This is a genomic window from Vibrio sp. Vb339 (genome assembly GCF_902751245.1).
In the GTDB taxonomy this organism is placed as follows: domain Bacteria; phylum Pseudomonadota; class Gammaproteobacteria; order Enterobacterales; family Vibrionaceae; genus Vibrio; species Vibrio coralliirubri.
The window spans coordinates 1,513,281-1,538,305 of the sequence record NZ_CADDIS010000002.1; the positions used below are offsets into that span (position 1 = coordinate 1,513,281).

At 45.6% G+C, this 25,025-nt stretch carries 19 protein-coding genes; 9 read left to right on the top strand and 10 right to left on the bottom strand.

Going from position 1 to position 25,025, the window contains the following annotated elements; all coding sequences use genetic code 11:
* Window positions 1-32: 32 nt before the first annotated feature.
* Both mrcB and hrpB read right to left on the bottom strand, forming a co-directional pair.
* Window positions 33-2,432, bottom strand: a complete 2,400-nt coding sequence (gene mrcB / locus HRQ85_RS15335; RefSeq protein WP_172379982.1) for a penicillin-binding protein 1B — start codon at window positions 2,430-2,432, stop codon at window positions 33-35.
* Entirely contained in the window at window positions 2,429-4,927 is a 2,499-nt protein-coding gene (hrpB, locus tag HRQ85_RS15340) for an ATP-dependent helicase HrpB (protein WP_172379983.1), read from the bottom strand. Before hrpB ends, mrcB begins: the two co-directional genes overlap by 4 nt.
* Window positions 4,928-4,961: 34 nt before the next feature.
* Here hrpB and sfsA point away from each other — a divergent pair, with 34 nt between their 5' ends.
* The 7 genes from sfsA (at window position 4,962) to panC (ending at window position 11,100) form a co-directional block, all read left to right on the top strand.
* Entirely contained in the window at window positions 4,962-5,687 is a 726-nt protein-coding gene (sfsA, locus tag HRQ85_RS15345; protein ID WP_048612328.1) for a DNA/RNA nuclease SfsA, read from the top strand.
* 135 nt (window positions 5,688-5,822) lie between these two features.
* A complete protein-coding gene (dksA, locus tag HRQ85_RS15350; protein ID WP_004738189.1) occupies window positions 5,823-6,269 on the top strand; it encodes an RNA polymerase-binding protein DksA in 447 nt (148 codons plus the stop codon).
* A 218-nt stretch (window positions 6,270-6,487) separates the two neighbouring features.
* Window positions 6,488-7,363 (top strand): tRNA glutamyl-Q(34) synthetase GluQRS, encoded by an 876-nt coding sequence (gluQRS, locus tag HRQ85_RS15355; RefSeq protein ID WP_172379984.1) that lies wholly within the window; start codon window positions 6,488-6,490, stop codon window positions 7,361-7,363.
* Window positions 7,364-7,546: 183 nt separating this feature from the next.
* The gene (gene pcnB / locus HRQ85_RS15360) at window positions 7,547-8,902 is read left to right on the top strand and encodes a polynucleotide adenylyltransferase PcnB (RefSeq protein WP_017059432.1); all 1,356 of its coding nucleotides are present in this window, start codon (window positions 7,547-7,549) and stop codon (window positions 8,900-8,902) included.
* Complete coding sequence (folK, locus tag HRQ85_RS15365; RefSeq protein ID WP_102448391.1) at window positions 8,899-9,384, top strand: 2-amino-4-hydroxy-6-hydroxymethyldihydropteridine diphosphokinase; 486 nt, start codon at window positions 8,899-8,901, stop codon at window positions 9,382-9,384. Before pcnB ends, folK begins: the two co-directional genes overlap by 4 nt.
* 22 nt (window positions 9,385-9,406) lie before the next feature.
* The gene (panB, locus tag HRQ85_RS15370) at window positions 9,407-10,201 is read left to right on the top strand and encodes a 3-methyl-2-oxobutanoate hydroxymethyltransferase (protein ID WP_172379985.1); all 795 of its coding nucleotides are present in this window, start codon (window positions 9,407-9,409) and stop codon (window positions 10,199-10,201) included.
* An 8-nt stretch (window positions 10,202-10,209) separates the two neighbouring features.
* Complete coding sequence (gene panC, locus HRQ85_RS15375) at window positions 10,210-11,100, top strand: pantoate--beta-alanine ligase (protein ID WP_048605734.1); 891 nt, start codon at window positions 10,210-10,212, stop codon at window positions 11,098-11,100.
* Between the two features lie 140 nt (window positions 11,101-11,240).
* On the opposite strand, the gene HRQ85_RS15380 is transcribed toward panC, so the two are convergent.
* The 3 genes from HRQ85_RS15380 to HRQ85_RS15390 form a co-directional block, all read right to left on the bottom strand.
* Window positions 11,241-12,011: an ABC transporter permease gene (locus HRQ85_RS15380; protein ID WP_010435987.1), complete on the bottom strand. Its 771-nt coding sequence runs from the start codon at window positions 12,009-12,011 to the stop codon at window positions 11,241-11,243.
* Window position 12,012: 1 nt separating this feature from the next.
* The gene (locus tag HRQ85_RS15385; protein ID WP_172379986.1) at window positions 12,013-12,930 is read right to left on the bottom strand and encodes an ABC transporter ATP-binding protein; all 918 of its coding nucleotides are present in this window, start codon (window positions 12,928-12,930) and stop codon (window positions 12,013-12,015) included.
* A 350-nt stretch (window positions 12,931-13,280) separates the two neighbouring features.
* Window positions 13,281-14,912, bottom strand: coding sequence for a SulP family inorganic anion transporter (locus HRQ85_RS15390; protein WP_017063247.1), 1,632 nt, complete (start codon window positions 14,910-14,912; stop codon window positions 13,281-13,283).
* A 286-nt stretch (window positions 14,913-15,198) separates the two neighbouring features.
* Between HRQ85_RS15390 and can the strand changes: the two genes are divergently transcribed.
* Window positions 15,199-15,867, top strand: coding sequence for a carbonate dehydratase (gene can / locus HRQ85_RS15395; RefSeq protein ID WP_017059437.1), 669 nt, complete (start codon window positions 15,199-15,201; stop codon window positions 15,865-15,867).
* Window positions 15,868-15,941: 74 nt separating this feature from the next.
* Here the strand turns inward: can and hpt are convergent, their stop codons facing one another.
* The gene (gene hpt, locus HRQ85_RS15400; RefSeq protein WP_017059438.1) at window positions 15,942-16,472 is read right to left on the bottom strand and encodes a hypoxanthine phosphoribosyltransferase; all 531 of its coding nucleotides are present in this window, start codon (window positions 16,470-16,472) and stop codon (window positions 15,942-15,944) included.
* A 337-nt stretch (window positions 16,473-16,809) separates the two neighbouring features.
* Here hpt and HRQ85_RS15405 point away from each other — a divergent pair, with 337 nt between their 5' ends.
* Window positions 16,810-17,415: a LuxR/HapR/OpaR family quorum-sensing transcriptional regulator gene (locus HRQ85_RS15405; protein WP_019824386.1), complete on the top strand. Its 606-nt coding sequence runs from the start codon at window positions 16,810-16,812 to the stop codon at window positions 17,413-17,415.
* Window positions 17,416-17,756: 341 nt separating this feature from the next.
* Here HRQ85_RS15405 and lpdA read toward each other — a convergent pair whose 3' ends face one another.
* The 4 genes from lpdA to pdhR form a co-directional block, all read right to left on the bottom strand.
* Window positions 17,757-19,187 (bottom strand): dihydrolipoyl dehydrogenase, encoded by a 1,431-nt coding sequence (gene lpdA / locus HRQ85_RS15410; protein ID WP_017059440.1) that lies wholly within the window; start codon window positions 19,185-19,187, stop codon window positions 17,757-17,759.
* Between the two features lie 242 nt (window positions 19,188-19,429).
* Complete coding sequence (gene aceF / locus HRQ85_RS15415; RefSeq protein WP_172379987.1) at window positions 19,430-21,322, bottom strand: pyruvate dehydrogenase complex dihydrolipoyllysine-residue acetyltransferase; 1,893 nt, start codon at window positions 21,320-21,322, stop codon at window positions 19,430-19,432.
* Between the two features lie 26 nt (window positions 21,323-21,348).
* The gene (aceE, locus tag HRQ85_RS15420) at window positions 21,349-24,012 is read right to left on the bottom strand and encodes a pyruvate dehydrogenase (acetyl-transferring), homodimeric type (protein ID WP_017059442.1); all 2,664 of its coding nucleotides are present in this window, start codon (window positions 24,010-24,012) and stop codon (window positions 21,349-21,351) included.
* Between the two features lie 62 nt (window positions 24,013-24,074).
* On the bottom strand, window positions 24,075-24,836 hold the full coding sequence (gene pdhR / locus HRQ85_RS15425) for a pyruvate dehydrogenase complex transcriptional repressor PdhR (protein ID WP_009847596.1): 762 nt from the start codon (window positions 24,834-24,836) through the stop codon (window positions 24,075-24,077).
* Window positions 24,837-25,025 lie beyond the last annotated feature (189 nt).

The following is a 25,025-nucleotide window of genomic DNA, read 5'->3' on the forward strand; positions in this document are numbered from 1 at the left end:
AACTGTCCTTGTCATTCTTTCTTGTTACGACTTTACCACTGAAAAAGCTTCTTTAGCCACTGTTTTGGTTGACTTTCACAACCCTTTTTAATGTTTCCATCCTCATCCCAAACTGGCAGTTTGACTGCGCCATCACAATCAAACTCTAAAGCCCCTTGAGAAGTTCGAGTAAAGTTAGCGGTGACAATTCCTGTCGGCCAAGGCAGCAATAACTGCTCGGGTGTTCTCTGTTTGAGATAATCGGCATAAACACGTAACGCACCACTCGAACCAGTAAGCTTAGTCGGCTTATTATCATCACGCCCTAGCCAGATGGTCGTCACTTCACGGCCATCAACGCCCACAAACCAACTGTCTCGGCTGTCATTACTGGTACCGGTCTTGCCGGCTAATCCTGCCCATGCAAACTGACCTTGTAGGAAACGCCCCGTACCTTCCGATACGCCACGTTTCATTGCATAGGTTGTTAGCCAAGCGGCTTGCTGGTCAACGCTTTGTGATACACGAGGGATCGACTGATACAGAACCTCGCCATCGTTATCAACCACAGAGCGAAGTGCAGACAAAGGTGCGATACGGCCAGAGTTGGTGATAGTTTGATACATCTGCGCGACTTGGAATGGAGTCAGTGAGAACGACCCCAAAAACATCGACGGTACTGGGCGAATTTCATTTTTATCGACCCCCAGTTTTCCAATCGTATCCGAGACACTATCAATGCCTAATTGCATGCCTAAACGAACAGTAGGTACGTTGTAAGACTTAGAAAGCGCCACATACAAAGGCACATCGCCACGGAACTTACGATCGAAGTTTCTCGGGCTCCACACGCTACCTTTACTGCCTTTCAAGCTCAGTGGCGTGTCTTTCAATGTTGTCGCCAACGTGTACTTCTGAGGCTGCTCTAGTGCGGTTAAGTAAATTGCAGGCTTGACCAAAGAACCAATTGGGCGACTCGCGTTCAAGGCACGGTTAAAGCCATCGTAGCCAGTACGCTTACCACCGACCATCGCCCGGATTTCACCGGTATTTCTATCCACGGCAATAGCTGCTGCTTCCAGCTTGTTACCTGCGGTTTTCGATAAATCAGGCACCTTACGAGCAATCGACTTCTCTAACTTGTCTTGAGATACCGGATCCAGAGAGGTAAAGACTCGAATCCCTTTTTTCGCCTCAAATCGATCGCCGACATACTTCTTAAGCTCAATGTTTACTTGTTGGAAATAAGCGGGCTGACGGCTAGCAATGCGTGGGTTGTCTTGAATATCCAAATCACGACTCGCCGCCTCTTCGTATTGTCGCGGAGTTAAGATGTCTTGTTGCATCAATAAGCGAAGAACCAAATCGCGTCGAGTCTTAGCACGCTCAGGATAACGAACCGGATTGTAATACGACGGTCCTTTCACCATACCCACCAGCAGTGCTAGCTGATCGATACGGAGCTCTTGAATTGGCTGACCGAAGTACAAGCGAGACGCTAAGCCGAAGCCATGAATCGCTTGTCCACCATTTTGCCCAAGGTAAACCTCGTTTAAGTAAGCCTCTAGGATTCGGTCTTTGCTGTAACGATGGTCCAAAATAAGTGCAATGTAGGCTTCACGAACCTTACGCCACAATGTACGTTCACTGGACAAGAACAGGTTTTTTGCCAACTGTTGTGTCAGCGTACTACCACCTTGTACCGTTCGCCCAGCTTTGACGTTAACGACCATTGCACGAGCAATGGCCAGTGGCGACACTCCATCGTGTTGATAGAAATTTCGGTCTTCGGTTGCTAATAAGGCATCAACCATCACTTCTGGGAATTGATTACGTTTTAAGAACAGGCGCTGCTCATCGTTACTTTTCTCAAGCATGCCAAGCATTTTTGGTTCAACACGTAGGTAGCCCATGTCGCCTTTCTTCTCTAACGACTGAATACGAGTTAACTCGGTACCGTTGAAATGCAGCATCACATGACGATCCGCTTCCGGTCCATCGACAAACTCGAACGGACGACGAATCATTTCAATCTTGGTGGAAGAAGAGGAGTATTCGCCTGGGTGACGAGGCGCGTTCACCTTACGATAATTAAGTACATCGAGCTCATTCTTAACCTGAACCAAACTCACCGGAGTTCCCGGAGACAGGTCTAGCACTCGCGCATAAACCACGGTTGGCAAATCAAACAGCTGACCTTCAAAGCGCTGCTTAACCACAGAATCGAGATAAATACCGACGAACAACAGCAATGCCGCAAGCGCTAAGCCCGCTTTCCAAGAAATGCCCCATAGGATCTTCAACCAACCTCTTTTGCCAGATTTCTTAGCCTTAGGTTTGGTCTTTTTCGCAGCCGCTCTTGGTTTTCTTGGCTTGGCTTTGGTCGCTGGTGACTTCTTTGCTGGCGCTTTTTTAGGTGGTGCCTTTTTTGGCGTTAACATTTTGGTCATCATCGATTCAACTGTCGTTTGGTTTTAGTGGTTGCTACATGGTTAGCAGGGTCATCCGGCCAAGGATGTTTTGGGTAACGGCCTTTCATCTCTTTTTGTACTTCTTTGTACGCGCCAGCCCAAAAGCCGGCTAAATCTTGAGTAATTTGCAGTGGTCGCTGTGCTGGAGAAAGTAACTCAAGCACTACTTTTTTACGCCCTTGCGCGATCAATGGCGAGTCTTGTTCGCCAAAGACTTCCTGCATTCGCACTGAGATCACTGGTTCAGATTGATATTGATAACGAATGGCCTTCTTGCTGCCTGTTGGCATCAGATAGTGCGTTGGCAGCCATTGGTCGATTTCTTGATTCAAAGGCCAGCCAAGATAAGCCGACAATGCTTGCTCAATCGAAACACTAGCCAGCCCTTTTGCCGACTTAATGCCATTCAAATACGGAGATAGCCACTCATCAAGGTGTTCAATCAAACTCGCATCATCCATCGCTGGCCAATCATGCTCAGGCATCCAAAGCTGTGCACTGCGTACACGCTCAACCAACTGCTTAGCCGAAGCTGTCCAATTTAAGCGATCCAGCCCGCATCGAGCGACATAATTGAGCAGCGCTTGGCTCGCCTGATTCGCATCGGGATCAGGTAAAGCTTTGGTGCTGATAATCAACTTGCCCAGAGATACACGCTGCTCGGCAACTAAACGGCCACGTTTCTCATCCCAATCGGCATAATCGGAACGCACAAACAGTTTTGGAAATTCAGCTTCTAGCTGCACGATATCAACCGCAGTGGCTAAGAAAATTTGACTGGCTCGCCCTGTGCTGCGCATCAAATCAATCACTACGATATAGTCATTGTTCGCCAGTGGATCATCATCACGAACCTCAGCGCCGTGACCATTCGCCAAAAGGAAAGCACTGCTGGTCGCGCTTCTCACTTGTGCAATCCGGTCTGGGAAGGCAAAACAAAGCACTAATGGTAGCAATGATTCGTCAGCTTGTGACAAATCTAAGTGATGATTGAGTTTGCTCGCGAGACTTTTCGCTCGCGGCATCACAACGCTATTTTTGGAATGTTTTCTTTGCTTAAGTCGATGCAAAGAGTGTTGAATATCCGTCACATTGCGTTCCGGCTCTTCCAGCAAAGCGGCAGCAACAATCGCGACATTCAATAAAGCAGGACTACCTTGCTGCGCTTTAACCAACATGCTGGCAATACGAGGCTCTAAACCTAAACGTTGGGCCTGTTTTCCTAGTGCCGTAAATTGACCATTCTCGTCTAATAATTCCAGAGTCTGTAAGAGTTGCTTGGCTTGCCCAATAGACGCTTTTGGTGGAACGTCTAACCATTGCAGCTCGTCGGCACTCGCAGCACCCCATTGCGTCAATTCAGACACCAGCGAAGACAAGTCAGAATGAAGAATTTCAGGTTCTGGTACAGCTGGTTGCTGCATCAGCTGCGTTTCGCTGTACAAACGGACGCACAAGCCCTCTTCAATTCGTCCCGCACGCCCCGCCCGTTGTTCAGCAGAAGATTGCGAGATTTTCACTTGCTCAAGCTTAGTAATACCGGTTTTCAGATCGAACTTCGCCACACGTTCAAGCCCGGAATCAACCACCAATCGAATGCCTTCAATCGTCAAAGAAGTCTCAGCAATATTGGTCGCTAACACCACCTTTCGACGCCCTTTCTCTGATGGCGCGATCGCTTTCTGCTGCTGAGGAAAGCTGAGTTGCCCATACAAAGGACACACATCGATATCACTGGCAAGTTGCTCTAGTTGAGATTCCACCTGCTTAATCGCAGAAACACCCGGCAAAAAGGCCAGAAGTGAGCCTGACTCTTTCTCCATAAGCGAACGAATCACGCTGGCCATTTTAGGGGCTAGATATTCATTTGCGTTAAGAGGCTGATAACGGAAATCGACCGGAAAGGTGCGACCTTGTGATTCAACGTATTTGGCATTCGGCAGCAAAGTTTGCAGAGCTTGTTGATCTAAGGTTGCCGACATCACAACCACTTTTAGATCATCACGCAACGCGTCTTGGATCTCTAAGCTAAACGCCAATGCGGTATCGGCGTGAATGCTGCGCTCATGAAATTCATCAAAGATCACCATATCAACCCCAGTCAATTCAGGGTCGGTTTGGATCATTCTCGTCATGATCCCTTCGGTGACGATTTCCAAGCGAGTTGCACTGCTGGTTTTAGATTCACCACGAACTCTAAAGCCAATGCTCTCCCCCACCTTTTCTCCCAATTGGCTCGCTAAATAAGTGGCAATATTCCTTGCAGCCAAACGCCTCGGTTCAAGCATGATGATTTTGCCTTGAACGGCGTTGGTCTTAACTAACTGTAAAGGGAAGAATGTTGACTTACCCGCACCGGGAGCGGCCTTTAGAATAAGTTGAGTGTGTGTTTCTACGCCAGCGAGCAGATCTGGCATCACAGCTTCTATGGGCAGTTGTGGCAATGGGAGAACCTTGTGGTGTAATGTTGGCAACATTGTACATAAAAACCTACCTGTCTAAATAAGTAATATGCACTTCAATCCTCCATTAGAGCCAGCGACTCTTATTAAACGCTATAAACGCTTTCTCACTGACATCCAACTTCCAGACGGTAGCGAGCGCACTATCCACTGCGCTAACACTGGAGCGATGACAGGATGTGCGACTCCTGGTAATACGGTGTGGTACTCAACCTCAGATAATGCAAAAAGAAAGTACCCAAACAGCTGGGAGATCTCAGAAACAGACAAAGGTCATCGTATTTGTGTAAATACTGCGCGGGCAAACCAGCTAGCAGTGGAAGCAATTGAAAATGGGACTATAGTTGAACTCTTAGGTTATAACGCGTTACGAACCGAAGTGAAATATGGTAGTGAGAATAGTCGCATTGATATTCTGCTTGAAGATAACGAAAAGCCGCCTTGCTATATCGAAGTGAAAAGCGTCACTTTGCTCGACGAGCTAGAAACGTCAACTAAAGGGCAAGGTTTTTTCCCTGATGCGGTCACAACCAGAGGCCAAAAACATCTGCGTGAACTCACAGAAATGGTCGAATCTGGAAATAGAGCCGTACTTTTATTCACTGTTTTACATTCAGGTATTGAAAAAGTGTCTGCGGCACACCATATAGACGCCAAATATTCGTTATTACTAAAACAAGCACAAGACGCTGGAGTTGAAGTGCTTTGCTATAAAGCAGAGCTCAGCAGTACTCAAATACAACTAAAACAAGCTGTTGAATTTATCAATAGTTAAGCAAAGATGCTGAACTAATCACATTGATTGCAAGTTTGAATAAGAGTATTTGCCACCATTCGTTCTTTCTGCTATAGATACCCGCCTTAAAATTAGCTGCTTTGCAGTTGACTAGGTGTAAATAGGAGATGCTGTATGCCAGAATCTAAGAAAAAAGCGCTAGGCATCCTAGCCATCGCAGGTGTTGAACCGTACCAAGAGAAGCCAGGTGAAGAGTACATGTCACCTGAGCAAACGGAACATTTTACAAAAATTTTAGCAGCTTGGCGCAACCAGCTCAGGGAAGAAGTTGATCGTACTGTGCACCACATGCAGGACGAAGCAGCGAATTTCCCAGACCCAGTTGACCGCGCTTCTCAAGAAGAAGAATTCAGCCTAGAGTTACGTAACCGTGACCGTGAGCGTCGTCTTATCAAAAAAATTGAGAAGACATTAGACAAGATCGAAGAAGACGATTTCGGCTTCTGTGATTCTTGCGGTATCGAGATTGGCATTCGTCGCCTTGAAGCTCGTCCAACTGCTGATCTTTGTATTGACTGTAAAACACTTGCAGAGATCAAAGAGAAACAGATGCAAGGTTAATTCTTGCAGATGTAAAGAAAGGGAGCCTTGGCTCCCTTTTTTGTTTGTTATCCAAGCGAAGTATTTCACACGCTTGATAGTAAATAGCAGCTTTAAGCCTTAGTTCTATACATCAAACCTTGTTCTATAAATTGAAGCTTAGTTCTACGCATTAAAGCTCTTGTTAAACGTCTTAAGAATCGGCTACTGCGGTACCATTTAGATTAGGTTGTTCACTCATGAATTATATCGGGCGCTTTGCACCATCACCGTCAGGTCCTCTTCATTTTGGCTCACTTGTTGCTGCTCTTGGTAGCTACTTTCAAGCGAAATCTAACCAAGGAAAATGGTTAGTTCGTATGGAAGACCTAGATCCGCCAAGAGAAATGGCCGGCGCTGCAGACCTCATTCTTAAGACGCTTGAGGCTTACCACCTATTTTGGGATGGTGAAGTCGTTTATCAAAGCCAGCGTCATGGCTTCTATCAAGCTCAAATCGATCAATGGGTCGCTGACAATCAAGCCTACTACTGCCAATGCACCCGCAAGCAGATAAAAGCTTTGGGCGGCTTTTACAATGGTCACTGTCGAGATGTAGGCCTAATCGATTCAGGTGAACAGGCGGTGCGCTTGTGCATGGACTTTCCAGTAGAGTCCTTTGATGATGTTCGCCACGGCACCATTCAAATCCCTAAAGCATTAGCTGCAGAAGATTTTATTATTAAACGCAGAGATGGATTGTTTGCCTATAACTTGGCCGTTGTTCTTGATGACATCGACCAAGGAGTGACAGAAGTCGTAAGAGGCGCAGATCTGATAGAACCAACTGGTCGACAAATCAGTTTGTATAAGACGCTCAAACAAAAAACAGTGAGCTACTTGCACTTACCATTGGCAACCGATGGCTTGGGGAATAAACTGTCAAAACAGAACCATGCCACCGCGATAGATCTCGATAACCCAAAACCAACGTTACTCAACGCGATGCGATTCTTAGGTTTTGATATCCCGACGGCTCTTTGTGAGGCTTCAATGGACGAGATTTTATTGTGGGGCTGCCAACAATGGAGCGTCAGTCAGTTACCTGATAGTTTACAAAAAGAGCACTGTAATTAGCTCGAAACTCACGGCAAATAGCAAAAACGACACATAAAAATGCCATAACCAACCACTGTGGTTAAGCAGACGATGTTCTCAAATGGCTCGCGCTAAGCTATTATTAGCCGCAATTAAACTCTGCACTACCACTTTGGACTAAGAGAAAAACAAAGTTGGCGATACCTACTTTGTTCTAAACTAATGAATACAAACGACAATACCCCAAGCGAACAACGCGGATTCCACGAATTAGCTCTGAATATTTATACTCGTCAAGAGCACAATATTTCACGCAAGCAGATCAGCGACAACGCACTAAAAGTGCTATATCGCCTGAATGGTGCGGGTTTTGACGCATTTCTAGTCGGTGGTGGTGTGCGCGATATCTTATTAGGCTCTCAGCCAAAAGATTTTGATATTGCGACCAACGCAACGCCAGAGCAAATCAAACACCTCTTCAGAAACTGTCGTCTTATCGGTCGCCGTTTCCGCTTGGCACATATCATGTTTGGTCGTGACATCATTGAAGTAGCAACTTTCCGTGGTCACCACCAAGAACCATCGAAAAATGTTTCTGCACAATCGAAAGAAGGCATGCTACTGCGCGATAACGTGTACGGCAGTGTTGATGAAGATGCAGAACGTCGTGATTTCACAATCAACGCGATGTACTACAACATTGCAGACTACAGCATCCACGATTACGCGGGTGGTGTAGAAGATTTAGAAGATAAACTGATCCGCCTGATTGGCGATCCAGAAACGCGTTACCGCGAAGACCCAGTACGTATGCTACGTGCAATGCGCTTCGCCGCTAAACTGGATTTCGACATCGAAGAAGACACGGCTGACCCGATTGAAGAGTTAGCGCACCTTCTAAGAGACATCCCAGCAGCGCGCCTTTACGAAGAGTCTCTAAAACTGCTGCAATCAGGTCACGGTTTAGAAACCTACCACCTGATGCGCGAGTACAACCTGTTCCAACAGATGTTCCCAGCCGTGGCTGAGCACTTCACAGAAGATTATGACTCTCACACAGAGCAGATGCTTGATTTGGTTCTCGATTCAACCGACCTTCGCATCGAAGACGGTAAGCGAGTAAACCCAGCATTCATGTTCGCAGCGATGCTTTGGTACCCAATGAACAAGCTGGCAGACAAACTTGTCGCTGAACAGGGTATGGCACACTACGATGCGATCATGGAAGCGAGTAACATCATTCTTGATCAGCAAGTAAAGTCTATTGCTATTCCTCGCCGTCACACCGCCACCATTCGCGAAGTTTGGCAACTGCAACTTAGACTGCCTCGCCGTAACGGTAAACGTGCTGTTCGTCTAATGGAATTAAACAAATTCCGTGCAGGCTACGATTTCCTAGAAATGCGTGGTGAGATTGAAGGTGGCGAAACCAAAGAGTTAGCAAAATGGTGGGAGCGTTATCAGACTGCAGGTCGCAACATGCGTCAAGCAATGGCTAACGACGTTGCAGCACCATCAAAGTCAGGCCATCGTCGCCGTAAGACTTACCGAAACAAAAAGAGTAAGCAATCCGAATGATAACGGCTTACATTGCGGTCGGCAGCAACCTTGCCGACCCAGTTAGCCAAGCAAATTTGGCTATCGAAACGCTAAAAATCCTACCGCGATCAACGTTTATTGCGACCTCTCAGCTATATAGTAGCACTCCAATGGGGCCGCAAAATCAACCCGACTACATCAACGCGGTAGTCGCTATCCAAACCGAATTAACGCCAATTGAACTACTTGATTGCACTCAAAAAATCGAGCTAGAGCAAGGGCGCGTCCGTAAAGACGAACGTTGGGGACCAAGAACCTTGGATCTCGACATTGTGCTATACGGCAATGAGGTGATCGATTCAGAGCGCTTAATCGTTCCTCATTATGGAATGAAAGAACGAGAGTTTGTACTCTACCCGCTTGCTGAAATCGCACCAAGTTTACAACTCCCTGATGGGACTGAGCTGACAGAACTGCTGAAAATAGTAGATAAGAACGGGCTCAATGTTTGGCAACAATAGCCAAGCGCATTAAGGAAAACCAATGAAAAAAGTAACCATTAACGACCTGATCAAATGCAAACGTGAAGGCCGTAAATTCGCGACTTCGACAGCTTATGATGCGAGCTTTGCTCAATTATTCGAAAGCCAAGAAATGCCAGTTCTGCTTGTCGGTGATTCACTGGGTATGGTTCTACAAGGCCATAACGATACATTACCAGTAACCGTTGAAGACATTGCTTACCATACTCGCTCAGTGCGTTCTGGTAGCCCAAATTGTCTTCTTATGGCTGACATGCCTTTCATGAGCTACGCAACGCCAGAACAAGCTTGTGAGAGCGCAGCGACTTTGATGCGTGCTGGTGCGAACATGGTAAAAATCGAAGGCGGAAGCTGGTTGGTTGATACTGTGAAGATGCTAACAGAACGTGCAGTACCAGTATGTGCACACTTAGGCTTAACGCCCCAGTCTGTGAACATTTTTGGTGGTTACAAGATTCAAGGTCGTGACGACGAGCAAGCCGACAAAATGGTTGCTGACGCGTTAGCACTGCAAAACGCAGGCGCTCAAATCGTTCTACTTGAATGTGTGCCAGCTTCATTGGCAAAACGAATTACAGAAGCTTGTGACGTACCGGTTATCGGTATCGGCGCAGGTAATGTTACCGATGGTCAGATCTTGGTTATGCATGACATGTTCGGTATTTCTGCGAACTACATGCCGAAGTTCTCTAAGAATTTCCTAGCAGAAACAGGTGATATGCGTAAAGCAGTAGCTCTATACAAACAAGAAGTAGAGAGCGCGCGCTTCCCTGATGAAGCTCATACAATCGCTTAGGAGTAAGTATGCAAACTTTTGCTGAAATAGCGGCTCTTCGTGAGCAGATTAAACAGTTTAAGCGTGATGGACGTACGGTTGCTTTTGTACCGACAATGGGAAACCTGCATGAAGGCCACCTGACTCTAGTAAAGAAAGCTCGTGAACTGGCCGACATCGTTGTGGTAAGCATCTTTGTAAACCCAATGCAGTTTGACCGTGCCGACGACCTAAACAACTACCCTCGCACGTTAGAAGCAGATTTAAGTAAGCTAACAGGTGAAGGTGTTGAGCTAGTATTTACACCAACGCCAGAGGTGATGTACCCAGATGGATTAGACAAACAGACGTTTGTTGAGGTCCCTGGCATATCTCACATGCTTGAAGGTGCCTCTCGTCCAGGCCACTTCCGTGGTGTATCAACCATTGTCACTAAACTGTTTAATATCGTTCAGCCAGACTTTGCATGCTTCGGCGAGAAAGACTTTCAGCAACTTGCTGTTATTCGCCAGATGACCACTGATTTAGCGTTAGACATTGAAGTTGTCGGCGTTGCGACCGTTCGTGAAATGGATGGTTTGGCAATGAGCTCTCGCAATAGCAACCTAACGATTGACGAGCGCCAACGAGCGCCAGTTCTAGCGCGTACTATGCGCTGGATCAGCAGTGCCATTCGTGGTGGCCGCGATGATTACGCATCAGTGATTGAAGATGCAACTGACCAGCTGCGCGCTGCAGATCTTCAGCCAGATGAGATCTTCATCTGCGATGCGAAAACACTGCAAGCAATCACTTCAGAATCAACTCAAGCAGTGATTCTAATGTCGGCTTTCCTAGGTAAGACCCGTCTTATCGATAACCAAGTTCTCGACTTGGTAACGGAAACCAAAGAAGAAGTGAAAGAAGAAGCGACTGAATAATCGCTTTCTTCTCTTTACGTAAACCAGCTTCTAACGCAAAGTAAAAGCACAAACGAAAGATACAAAAAAGGTCGATGTAATATCGACCTTTTTCTTTGCCTGCAATTCAGGATAACTAATAGATCCTGGATAACTAAAAGTTAGCTACGTAAGCCGATACCCTTTGTCACTAAGTAGTGTGCAATGCCATACAACAGCACGATAAACACGCCTAGTACGCCAAATGACGTCACGATACCCACATCAGACACGCCCAAGAAGCCATATCTGAACGCGTTTACCATGTACACGATAGGGTTCAACTTCGATACGCCTTGCCAGAATTCAGGCAATAGACTGATCGAGTAGAACACACCACCAAGGTAGGTCAGCGGCGTTAAGATAAAGGTTGGGATAATAGAGATATCATCAAACGTGCGTGCGAATACCGCGTTAATCAAGCCACCCAAAGCGAATACTACCGACGTTAAAAATACCGTCGCAATGATCACGCCCCAATGGTCAACTTGTAGGTCGACAAAGAACAGAGACACGAAGGTTACGATAGTGCCCACTAACAAGCCACGAACCACACCACCCATTACGAAGCCGGCGATAATCACGTAGTTAGGAACAGGTGCTACAAGCAGCTCTTCAATGTTCTTCTGGAATTTGGCACTAAAGAAGGATGAAGCAACGTTGGAGTATGAGTTGGTGATCACCGACATCATGATCAGACCGGGAACAATATATTCCATGTAGCTAAAGCCGTTCATTTCACCAATACGAGCACCAATCAGGTTACCGAAGATGATGAAGTAAAGCGTCATGGTAATCGCTGGTGGCACCAGAGTCTGCACCCAGATACGCGTAAAGCGATTGATCTCTTTGGTCAACAAGCTGCAGAAAGCGGTCCAATATAGGCTGTACATATTATTTACTCCCCTCACGGACGATACTTACAAATAGCTCTTCTAGACGGTTTGCTTTATTACGCATAGAAAGGACTTTAACCTGTTGCTCGCTCAATTGAGCAAAGATGGTATTCAAACCTAGGTTCTTGTCGATTTCAATTTCTAGCGACCCATTGACCATCACTTGGCTATTCACCCCTTCAAGCTTAGGTTCAGTCGTGCCCTCTTCCAGATCCAGAATAAAGGTCTCAGCACTCAATTTACCCAACAGCGCTTTCATTGTTGTGTTCTCAATCAGCTCACCGCGATTGATGATACCAATGTTGCGACACAGCATTTCTGCTTCTTCTAGGTAGTGCGTGGTCAAGATAATGGTAATGCCCTGCTTCTCATTGATCTCTTTTAGGAATTCCCACATTGAACGACGCAGTTCAATATCGACGCCTGCTGTTGGCTCATCAAGGATCAACAAATGAGGTTCATGCATCAATGCACGCGCGATCATCAAACGACGCTTCATACCACCAGACAAGTTACGCGCACGTTCGCCACGCTTTTCCCACAAATCGAGTTGAGATAGGTACTTTTTCGCTCGCTCTTTCGCTAAGCCTTTTGGCACGCCGTAATAACCCGCTTGTTGCAGCACGATCTGTTCAACGGTCTCAAACGGGTTAAAGTTAAACTCTTGAGGCACAAGGCCTAAGTTCTGCTTCGCCAACTCCAGATCGGTATCAATGTCGTAGCCGAACACTTTAACCTTGCCTGACGTTTTATTTACCAGTGAAGAGATAACACCAATGGTGGTTGATTTACCCGCACCATTTGGACCAAGTAGTGCGTAAAAGTCGCCTTTTTCTACTTGTAAACTAACGCCCTTAAGAGCCTCGAAGCCCCCAGCATAAGTTTTTCTTAATTGCTCAATTTCTAATGCATACATAGAGATAGACTGCCATTTGCTATAGATAAGATGTAGACGACCGAGCTTGAGGAAGAGAGTAATGCTTAAAACGAGCTAGCAGAAAACTAACCCAAACTTGTTTACTCGGCCATTTTGCAAACAAGTTTATCGTTGATTGACGATTAATACAAATATCGTGTGAGAGTTTCTTTCGAAAACAAATAAGCGTCTTGGCTACGTGAAGGCTAAATCAACGTTCAATAGATATAAAAATACCGCTAAGTGGTTCACTTAACGGCATTAATGATCAGTCTTGAAGTGAGCGTCTATGGCTTATTCATATTAGATTATTCATATCAGCTCATTCATGTTCGCTTATTACTGAAAAATTAAACTGACTCAAATTGATGCTCATCTCTGTCGACATAGCTTGTTGCTGCCGTCAGGGCTTCATATCTGAATCGATAAGTGTTGGATTCCGGCACTAGGTCAATCACGTGGAACTTCTCTAGTTGCTGACGCGTATTCTCATTAGGACACAGCAGATACACCTCGCACTGCGCATCCAATGCATCTTTAATCGCATTCTCTAGCGCAAGGCCAACAGTGACATCAATCATAGGGACATCTGTCAGGTCTAGAATCATCGCTTCATAGTCAGAGATACTTGAGTGTTGACGTGAGATCGCCTTTGAAACACTGAATATCATCGGCCCTGAAAGGTAGAAGAACAGCACCTTACCATTGGCACTATCGAGTAACTGACGTTCGCTATCAGTCAATGGGATATCATCTTCATCATCACCATCACTGATCGCCTTAACTTGTCTGGCTTGCTCTCGGCTCAATCTTTCAATAATCAGAATGTTCGAGATAAACACGCCCAGTCCAACAGCAATAATCAAATCGACAAACACAGTCAGTAGCATCACGCCGTACATCACGCCCATGCCGGCATAGCTAACCTTGTGCGCGCGCTGGATAAAGCTCCAATCTAGGATATTGAAACCAACATACATCGCGATACCAGCCAGCACTGCCATAGGAATCGGTTCTGTTAAGCCACCTGCAACCAATACCACTAGCGCAAGTACTAAAGCTCGAATAACACCTGAAAGCGGAGAACGCGCTCCCACCTGAATATTCGTTACGGTACCCATAGTGGCGCCCGCACCAGGTAGCGCACCAAACAGGCCAGAGATCATATTGGCAATGCCTTGGCCACGAAGCTCTTTGTCTGAGTCATGCTCTTTACGAGTCAGTGAATCTCCGATAACCGCGGTCAAAAGCGTATCAATACAACCTAATGTACCAAGCACCAAGGCATCGATAACCATGGTCGTGAACTGTTCTGCGCTGATCGTAGGGATAACGAGAGAAGGTAAACCAGCTGGGATTTCACCAATACGGCGAATAGAGTCGGTATCAAAAATAATGACGGACAAGAGTGTCACAGCAACCAAAGCGACCAGTTGAGCAGGCACATACTTACGATATTTAGCCGGAAAACCGAAAAGAATACCGAGCGTCAATGCACCTAAAAACAGTTCACTCACTTTTAAGTTTGCTAGCGTATCTGGAAGAGCAGAGAGCGTGCCCATCACCCCACCAGAAGGGGCGGCATGTCCTAATAAAGGCGACAGCTGAAGAATAATTAGAATAACGCCGATACCCGACATAAATCCGGAGATCACGCTATATGGCATCAAAGTAACGTACTTTCCGAGCTTTAACGTGCCAAGCAATATCTGAAATGCACCTGCCATCATCACGACTGTGAAGGTCATTGCCATGCCAGTTTCAGGATATTTCGCGACCATGCTGGTCATTACGGCTGTCATGATCACCGTCATCGGGCCGGTCGGTTCAGAGATCAGGCTGCTCGATCCACCAAACAATGCCGCAAATAGGCCAACCATGATGGCACCCCAGAGGCCAGCTTCCGCGCCCGCACCAGAAGCAACACCAAATGCCAATGCTAAAGGCAATGAGATGATGGCTGTAGTAACACCACCAAACATATCCCCTTTGAGATTGATATCCGTAAAACGACTTCCAAACAAAACACACCTTCCTGATGATGAAATGACAAACCTTATCACTTTAACAAATGTATCAAGTGTTCAGAAAGTGTTAATTCAATCACATTATTCATGTCTTATAACCGGATCATAGCTTCTACGCTAAGTTAATGATTTTAACGACGAGTACACGTCAGATGAGTACTATTTGACACAGTTTTTACGAGATTGAATTTGTAACATTGTGTATAGTTGAGATTCTTAATTAAGGGATGTAAGACGCAAAATGCCAGAGATTAAACAGCTTTTTGAAAACAACTCTAAATGGTCAGAAGAAATTCGATCTCAACGACCTGAGTATTTTACAACGCTTGAAGAGGGTCAAAGCCCTGGTTTTCTATGGATTGGCTGCTCAGATAGCCGTGTTCCGGCCGAGCGTCTCACTGGTTTGTACTCTGGCGAACTGTTTGTTCACCGAAATGTGGCAAACCAAGTGGTTCATACCGACCTAAATTGCCTCTCAGTGGTACAGTACGCCGTCGATGTACTCAAAGTTAAACACATCATTGTCTGCGGTCACTATGGCTGTGGCGGTGTTAACGCGGCGATTGATAACCCTAAACTTGGTCTTATCAACAACTGGTTACTGCACATCCGTGACAATTACCTAAAATACCGTAAGCAAATCGAGGGGCTTCCTCGTGAGCAATGGGGTGACAAGTTGTGCGAAATTAACGTCGCAGAACAGGTTTATAACCTAGGCAACTCAACCATTATGCAAAATGCGTGGGAGCGTGGCCAAGACGTTGAAATCCATGGTGTGGTTTATGGTATTGGCGATGGCAAGCTGCAGGACCTTGGCGTACGTTGTTCAAGTAACGATACCTTAGAGAACAGTCACTTAGATGCATTGAATAAGATCTTAACGACGCCTCTTCTTAGTCAACAAAGCTAACCCATTCCGTCATATATACAAAAAGCCCGCTTGATGCGGGCTTTTTAATGACTTCTAAACTACAAGCGTAATGATTACTCTTGAGGTACTACCTTACCGATGTACGGTAGGTGACGATATTTTTGTGCGTAGTCGATACCAACACCAACAACAAACTCATCTGGGATTTCAAAACCAATCCATTTTGTATCTACAGTCACTTCACGACGAGAAGGCTTGTCTAGTAGCGTACAAATTTCGATAGACTTAGGACCACGTAGGCTCAGAATCTCTTTTACTTTAGTCAGCGTGTTACCTGTATCGATAATATCTTCTACAAGTAGAACGTCTTTACCTTGGATATCATCATCAAGGTCTTTCAAAATACGAACATCACGTGAGCTTTCCATGCCGTTGCCGTAGCTAGACGCGGTCATGAAATCAACTTGGTGAGTTAAATCGATAGCACGAGCAAGATCTGCCATAAAGACAAAAGATCCACGCAATAAGCCAACTAAAACTAGATCTTCACTACCGTTGTAGTGTTCCGTGATCTGTTTGCCTAGTTCGTTCACTCGATCCTGAACTTCTTGCTCAGAGATCATGACTTCAACTGTATGCTTCATACTGCTCTCATTCTATTTGGTGATTGCGACGAATGTTGACAGTTTCGTCAGTTGTGTCGCTCAATTTTGTGCGTAAGTCTAGCACTGCTCAAATACCCACACCACCTTATGGTTCGAATTTACTGTCAGATTCTCCACGAAATGTGCGCTGGTGCCTTATCCAATACTCGTCTCCTTTCACATCAATGCTGATCACGCTTTATGTATCAAGTTTGATGTAACTGTCTATAAAACAAGCTGAAAGGATTGACCATTCGCATATGCACCATTACACTCATCTTGGCTTAAATAATAATAAAATCATTAATATAAAAATTTCGTTGGCAAGGAAAATAAAATGGACTCAATATCTAAGAGACCTAGAACTAGGCTTTCACCTTTAAAAAGAAAACTTCAATTGATGGAAATCGCTCTTGAGGTATTCTCTCGCCGCGGTATCGGTCGTGGTGGACACGCTGATATTGCAGACATCGCTCAGGTGTCTGTCGCAACTGTATTTAACTACTTCCCTACCCGTGAAGATCTGGTTGATGAAGTACTAAATCACGTTGTACGCCAATTCTCTAACTTCCTTTCAGACAATATCGATCTGGATATTCACGCAAAACAAAACCTACATAATATTGCGACTGAAATGGTGACGTTAGTGGCTCAAGATAGCCATTGGTTAAATGTGTGGTTCGAATGGAGCGCTTCGACTCGTGATGAAGTATGGCCGCTATTCGTAACAACTAACCGCACTAACCAAATGTTAGTACAAAACATGTTTAGCAAAGCGATTGAACGTGGCGAAGTTTGTGACGATCACGACCCGAAACATCTAGCGAATCTATTCCACGGCATTTGCTACTCGCTATTCATCCAAGCGAAGCGTGTAGAAACGCCAGAAGAGCTTTCAAGCTTAACGGATAGTTACTTGAACATGCTGTGCATTTATAAGTAGATTCGAGATTCGAGATTCGAGATTCGAGATTCGAGATTCGAGATTCGAGTAAATAATTTAAGGGTTGGCCTAATGGGTCAACCCTTTTTTGTAGAATGGAATGTCTCTTCGCATCCCGAAGCGCAGCGTATTCGTATCTCGGAGTGAAACGTTCCTGCTCTTTTCTTCAGACATAAAAAAACCGCTGACGAATCAGCGGCTTTTATAATCTAGATATACTCAAAATAATTGGAGTTGCAGCTAGGCAACAAGTAAGTTCAGCCCTATGAGCATAGGAGTTCTATGTGATTAGGGTGAACTTACGCAGTTAACAACGCTGCGGCTTCAAGTATGAAGAGTATTTACTTCTTCTTTTTCACTGCTTTCTTGTTTGGAAGGTCAGTGATTGAACCTTCGAATACTTCCGCAGCTAGACCAACAGACTCGTGTAGAGTTGGGTGAGCGTGGATAGTAAGTGCGATATCTTCTGCATCACAACCCATTTCGATTGCTAGGCCGATTTCGCCAAGAAGTTCACCACCGTTAGTACCAACAACAGCACCACCGATTACGCGATGAGTATCTTTATCGAAGATCATCTTAGTCACGCCGTCTGCACAGTCAGAAGCGATTGCACGACCAGAAGCAGCCCAAGGGAAAGTAGCAACTTCGTAGTTGATGCCTTCAGCTTTCGCTTCTTTCTCAGTCTTACCTACCCAAGCAACTTCTGGCTCAGTGTAAGCAATTGATGGGATTACTTTAGGGTCGAAGTAGTGCTTCTTACCAGAGATAACTTCAGCAGCTACGTGACCTTCATGCACACCTTTGTGAGCAAGCATTGGTTGACCAACAACGTCACCGATCGCGTGGATGTGAGGAACGTTAGTACGCATTTGCTTATCAACATTGATGAAACCACGCTCATCAACTTCGATACCCGCTTTTTCAGCGTCGATAAGTGCACCGTTTGGAACACGACCGATAGCAACAAGAACAGCATCGTAGCGCTCAGCTTCAGCTGGTGCTTTTTTGCCTTCCATTGAAACGTAGATACCGTCTTCTTTCGCTTCAACAGCAGTCACTTTAGTTTCAAGCATTAGCTTGAACTTGTTCTTAATGCGCTTAGTGAAAACTTTAACGATGTCTTTATCCGCAGCAGGGATAACTTGATCGAACATCTCTACAACTTCAACTTTAGAACCTAGAGAGTGGTAAACCGTACCCATCTCAAGACCGATGATACCGCCGCCCATGATAAGCAGTTTTTCAGGTACTTCGTTTAGTTCTAGTGCATCCGTAGAATCCCAAATACGTGGGTCTTCATGTGGGATGAAAGGAAGTTTGATTGGGCGAGAACCCGCAGCAATGATTGCGTTGTCGAAGTTAACAGTTGTTGCTTCGCCTTCGCCTTCAACAAGAATGCTGTTAGGACCAGTGAACTTACCGAAACCGTTAACAACAGTAACGTTACGCATCTTAGCCATACCGCCAAGACCGCCAGTTAGTTGATCAACTACTTTTTCTTTCCAGATACGGATCTTGTTGATGTCCGTTTGTGGCTCGCCGAATACAACGCCGTGCTCTGCCATCGCTTTAGCTTCTTCGATTACTTTAGAAACGTGAAGAAGTGCTTTTGATGGAATACAACCAACGTTTAGACATACACCACCAAGAGTGCTGTAACGTTCAACTAATACTGTTTCTAGACCTAAATCCGCACAACGGAATGCCGCTGAGTAACCAGCAGGACCTGAACCAAGTACAACAACTTGGGCTTTAATTTCTTTGCTCATTGTGACCTCTTGTAGTCATTATCCCTAACAGGCTGAGTAGATGTTCTTAAAATTATTGGGCTTTCAAACAGGAAACATTTTACAGAGATGTTAACAGTGTGAAAGTAGCTTTAAGTTAGCCTGTGAGCTAGACAACAATTCCCTATCAGATTATGAGAAATGCAGGAAACTGTTCTCTAAAAATAGTCTTTATATAAAGAATTAAGGTGACCCGAAAGTCACCTTAATAATTACTTTCTCAATTACAGTACTAGACGACGAATGTCAGATAGTGCGCTGTTTAGGAAAGTAATGAAGCGTGCACCTTCAGCACCATCGATCACACGGTGGTCGTATGATAGAGACAGTGGAAGCTGTAGACGTGGTTGGAACTCTTTACCATTCCAAACTGGCTTAATTTCAGACTTAGATACACCTAGGATACCTACTTCTGGAGCATTTACGATTGGAGTAAATGCAGTACCGCCAATACCACCAAGGCTAGAGATTGTGAAACAACCGCCTTGCATGTCTGCCGCTGTTAGCTTACCAGAACGTGCTTTCTTAGAAACAGCCATTAGCTCTTCAGATAGCTCGTAAATGCCTTTCTTGTTCACGTCTTTGAAGACAGGAACAACTAGACCGTTTGGTGTATCAACAGCGATACCCACGTTTACGTACTTCTTAAGAATGATGCTTTCGCCATCTTCAGAAAGAGAAGAGTTAAACGCTGGGAATGCTTCTAGCGCTTTAGCAACAGCTTTCATGATGAACACAAGTGGAGTGATCTTCATGCCAGTGTCTTTCTTCGCTTCGATTGCGTTCTGTTCTTTACGGAATGCTTCTAGCTCAGTGATGTCTGCGTTGTCCCATTGTGTAACGTGAGGGATCATTACCCAGTTACGGTGCAGGTTAGCGCCAGAGATCTTCTTAATCTTAGAAAGCTTCTGAACTTCAGTTTCGCCGAACTTGCTGAAGTCAACTTTTGGCCATGGTAGTAGACCAAGAGCAGAACCGTCGCCGCCTTTGCCAGATGCCGCTGCACCAGACTCTAGACGCTTAAGTGCATCTTTAACGTAAGACTGAACGTCTTCTTTAAGGATACGGCTCTTACGACCAGTACCTTTAACCTTAGAAAGGTTAACGCCAAATTCACGAGCTAGACGACGAACTACTGGAGAAGCGTGCGCGTAGTCACCGTTCTCTTGGAAGTCGCCAGCTGCTGGAGCCGCTGCAGGTGCTTCTGCTTTAGGAGCAGGTGCCGCCGCTGGAGCTGCTGCTTGTGCAGGTGCTGCAACAGGAGCAGGCGCTGCGCCTTCAACTACGAACGTCATGATTAGAGAGCCAGTTGACACTTTGTCGCCAGCTGCAATCTTGATCTCTTTTACTGTACCAGCGAATGGTGCAGGAACTTCCATTGAAGCTTTGTCGCCTTCAACAGTAATTAGAGATTGCTCTTCTTCTACTGTATCGCCAACCGCTACCATGATTTCAGTAACTTCTACTTCGTCACCACCGATATCAGGAACGTTTACTTCTTTTTCAGCTGATGCTGCTGGAGCCGCTGCAACTGGTGCCGCCGCTGGAGCAGGAGCTGCTGCAACTGGAGCGCCAGAGCCCGCTACTTCAAATACCATTACTAGAGAACCAGTCGATACTGAATCACCAGAAGCGATCTTGATTTCTTTAACGATACCAGCGAATGGTGCAGGAACTTCCATTGAAGCCTTGTCGCCTTCAACAGTAAGAAGAGATTGCTCTTCTTCTACTGCGTCACCGATAGCAACCATGATTTCAGTTACTTCAACTTCATCACCGCCGATGTCAGGAACGTGAACTTCTTTAAGCTCAGCTGCCGCTGCAGGAGCTGCTGCAACTGGTGCCGCCGCTTCAACTGCTGGAGCAGCCGGTGCTGCTGCAGCACCTTCCGCTTCGAAGATCATGATAAGAGAACCAGTAGAAACAGAATCGCCTTCTGCTACTTTGATTTCTTTAACGATACCCGCTTGAGACGCAGGAACTTCCATTGAAGCTTTGTCGCCTTCAACAGTGATCAGTGACTGCTCTTCTTCAACCTTGTCGCCAACGTTTACAAGAATCTCAGTTACTTCAACCTCGTCAGCACCGATGTCTGGTACATTAATTTCGATTGTCATTGTATTTACCTACCTTAATGCCAGTCTTATGCGTATTGCGGGTTAGTTTTTTCAGTGTCGATATCGAATTTAGCAATTGCTTCAACAACTACAGATTTCTCGATGTCACCACGTTTAGCCAGTTCAGTTAGAGCTGCAACTACAATGTAGCCAGCGTTAACTTCGAAGTGACGACGTAGGTTTGCACGGCTGTCAGAACGGCCGAAACCATCTGTACCAAGTACTTTGTAAGACTCAGTTGGCATGTACGCACGTACTTGCTCAGCGTAGTTCTTCATGTAGTCAGTCACTGCGATTGCAGGTTCTTTACCAAGAACAGTCGTGATGTACGGTACTTTCTCTTCAGCTTCTGGGTGAAGCATGTTGTCACGCTCTACCGCTTGGCCGTCACGAGTTAGTTCGTTGAACGACGTTACAGAGAATACGTCAGATGCTACGCCGTACTCTTCGCTTAGAATTTCAGCTGCTTTACGCGCTTCGTTCATGATAGTACCAGAGCTCATTAGTTGAACTTTGCCCTTAGCACCAGCGTGAGATTCAAGCTTGTAGATACCTTTACGGATGCCTTCTTCAGCGCCTTCTGGCATTGCTGGCATTGCGTAGTTCTCGTTCATTACTGTTAGGTAGTAGTAAACGTTCTCTTGCTCAGGACCGTACATGCGACGGATACCGTCTTGCATGATTACCGCTAGCTCGTAAGCAAACGTTGGGTCGTAAGAGATACAGTTCGGGATAGTGTTCGCTTGGATGTGCGAGTGACCATCTTCGTGCTGTAGACCTTCACCGTTCAGTGTTGTACGACCTGCAGTAGCACCTAGTAGGAAGCCACGAGCTTGTTGGTCGCCTGCTAGCCATGCCATGTCACCAATACGTTGGAAACCGAACATTGAGTAGTAGATGTAGAACGGGATCATCGGTAGATCGTTTGTGCTGTATGAAGTTGCAGCAGCAACCCATGAAGCCATAGAACCTAGTTCGTTGATACCTTCTTGAAGAACTTGACCAGACGTTGCTTCTTTGTAGTAAGAAACGATGCCTTTATCTTCAGGTGTGTATTCTTGACCGTGTGGGTTGTAGATACCAACCTGACGGAATAGACCTTCCATACCGAATGTACGAGCTTCATCACAGATGATAGGAACGATGTTCTTACCAATGTTCTTATCTTTAAGAAGGATGTTTAGCGTACGTACATAAGCCATAGTTGTAGAGATATCACGCTTCTGTTCACCTAGTAGAGGTGCGAATGCGTCTAGCTCAGGAACCTTGAACTCTTGAGTAAACTTAGGAAGACGTGCAGGTGTGTAACCGTGTAGAGCGTTACGACGAGCGTGCATGTATTCGTACTCAGGCGTACCTTCTTCCAATTTCAGGTAAGGAAGTTCAGCGATCTTCTCATCTGAAAGGATGTCTTCTAGGCCTAGGCGATCACGTAGGTGTTGAACATGAGTCATGTCCATTTTCTTAACACCGTGTGCAATGTTCTTACCTTCAGCTGCATCACCCATGCCGTAACCTTTAACAGTCTTAGCTAGGATTACAGTTGGCTTACCGTTTGTCTCTTTAGCATTGTTGAATGCAGCAAACAGTTTAGAAGAATCGTGACCACCACGCTTAAGAGCGAAGATTTCGTCATCAGTCATGTCTGCAACTAGTGCAGCTGTTTCTGGGTACTTACCAAAGAAGTGCTCACGTACGTATGCGCCATCTTTAGATTTGAATGTTTGGTAGTCACCATCGATAGTTTCGTTCATTAGTTGAAGAAGCTTACCAGTAGTGTCTTTAGCTAGTAGAGAATCCCAGTTGCTACCCCAGATAACTTTAACAACGTTCCAACCTGCACCTTTGAATAGGCCTTCAAGTTCTTGGATGATGCTACCGTTACCCATTACAGGGCCGTCTAGACGCTGTAGGTTACAGTTGATTAGGAAACATAGGTTGTCTAGCTTCTCACGCGCAGCGAAAGAGATAGCACCACGTGATTCTGGCTCATCCATCTCACCGTCACCTAGGAACGCGTATACGCGTTGCGCTGAAGTTTCTTTCAGGCCACGGCCGTCAAGGTACTTAAGGAAGCGCGCTTGGTAGATAGCAGAGATAGGGCCAAGACCCATAGATACTGTCGGGAACTGCCAGAACTCAGGCATCAGTTTCGGGTGCGGGTAAGAAGGGATACCTTTACCATCAACTTCTTGACGGAAGTTATCTAGCTGTTCTTCAGTTAGACGACCTTCAACGAATGCACGAGAGTAGATACCTGGAGAGATGTGACCTTGGTAGTAAACTAGATCGCCACCGTCTGTCTCGTTTGGAGCACGGAAGAAGTGGTTGAAACATACTTCGTAGAACGCTGCTGCTGACTGGTAAGAAGCCATGTGACCACCAAGGTCTAGGTCTTTCTTAGAAGCACGCAATACGATCATGATTGCGTTCCAGCGAATAATCGAACGAATACGACGCTCAAGAGTTACGTCACCAGGGTAAGCTGGCTCTTGTGCTGCTGGAATTGTGTTGATGTAGTTTGTGTTGATGCCTGTAGCCATATCAACACCATCTAAACGCGCTTTATCTAGAACTTGTTCTAGTAAAAACTGTGCACGTTCTACACCTTCTTCACGTACTACTGACTCAAGAGCTTCTAACCAATCTTGAGTTTCCAGAGCATCAACGTCATGCTTCATGTCAGACATGGCGATCTATCCTTTTTGTTAGTTGGATTCTACTAAACACGTAAATAACCGAAGTATTACGGCTATTTACCCTGTTGAATTCGACGTAAAGAACGTTCGCGACGCGACTCTTCTTTGGTCAAATCCATCAATGTTTCTTCGATGTAAGCTAAATGAGAGTGTGACATTTCACGTGCCTGTTCTGGCTGTCCTGAAACGATCGCATCCACAATGTTAGCTCGATGTATACTCACTTTCTCCACAACGTCTTTACGACGATGCAACAGCTTTAAATTTTCTAAGACGTTTTGTTCGAGTAACGGAGCCAAGCTACGAACAATGTGCAATAACACCACATTGTGCGCTGCCTCTGTTAAAGCAATAAGAAAAGCCATCACTGCTGCAGATTCGGCTTCAATATCACCCTTATCTTGCGCACCGCGAATTTTTTCTTGGCATGCTTGAATTCGAGCAAAGTCTTCATCAGTGCCACGCAATGCCGCGAAGTAAGCCGAAATCCCTTCCATCGCATGACGCGATTCCAACAAGTCTAGCTGGGTTTCAGAATGGGACGACAACAAATTAAGCAAAGGATCTGAAAAGCTTTTCCAGATATTTTCGCTAACAAACGTACCTCCACCTTGACGGCGAGTAAGCAAGCGTTTTGCTTCTAAACGTTGTATCGCTTCTCGGATTGAAGGACGAGACACATCGAACTGTTTCGCCAGTTCGCGCTCAGGCGGCAGCTGCTGCCCTGGAGCCAGTGTTCCTTCCACTATCAACCTTTCTAACTCTTGTTCGATAACATCGGAGAGTTTTGGCTGACGAATCCTTTGATAAGCCATAGTTTGTTGTTCTTCTTTTTCTTCGCTGACAATTGGTAATACCAATTTTAAGTTGGGCAGAAATTAACATAATTAAAACGCCACTGTCCAGCCTAAAATTGACCTGCATCATAGAATACAGCGTGAATTAACCATGATTTAACAAATGAAATTTAAAACAGCAACCAAATTGGTCTTACCATTTACAGG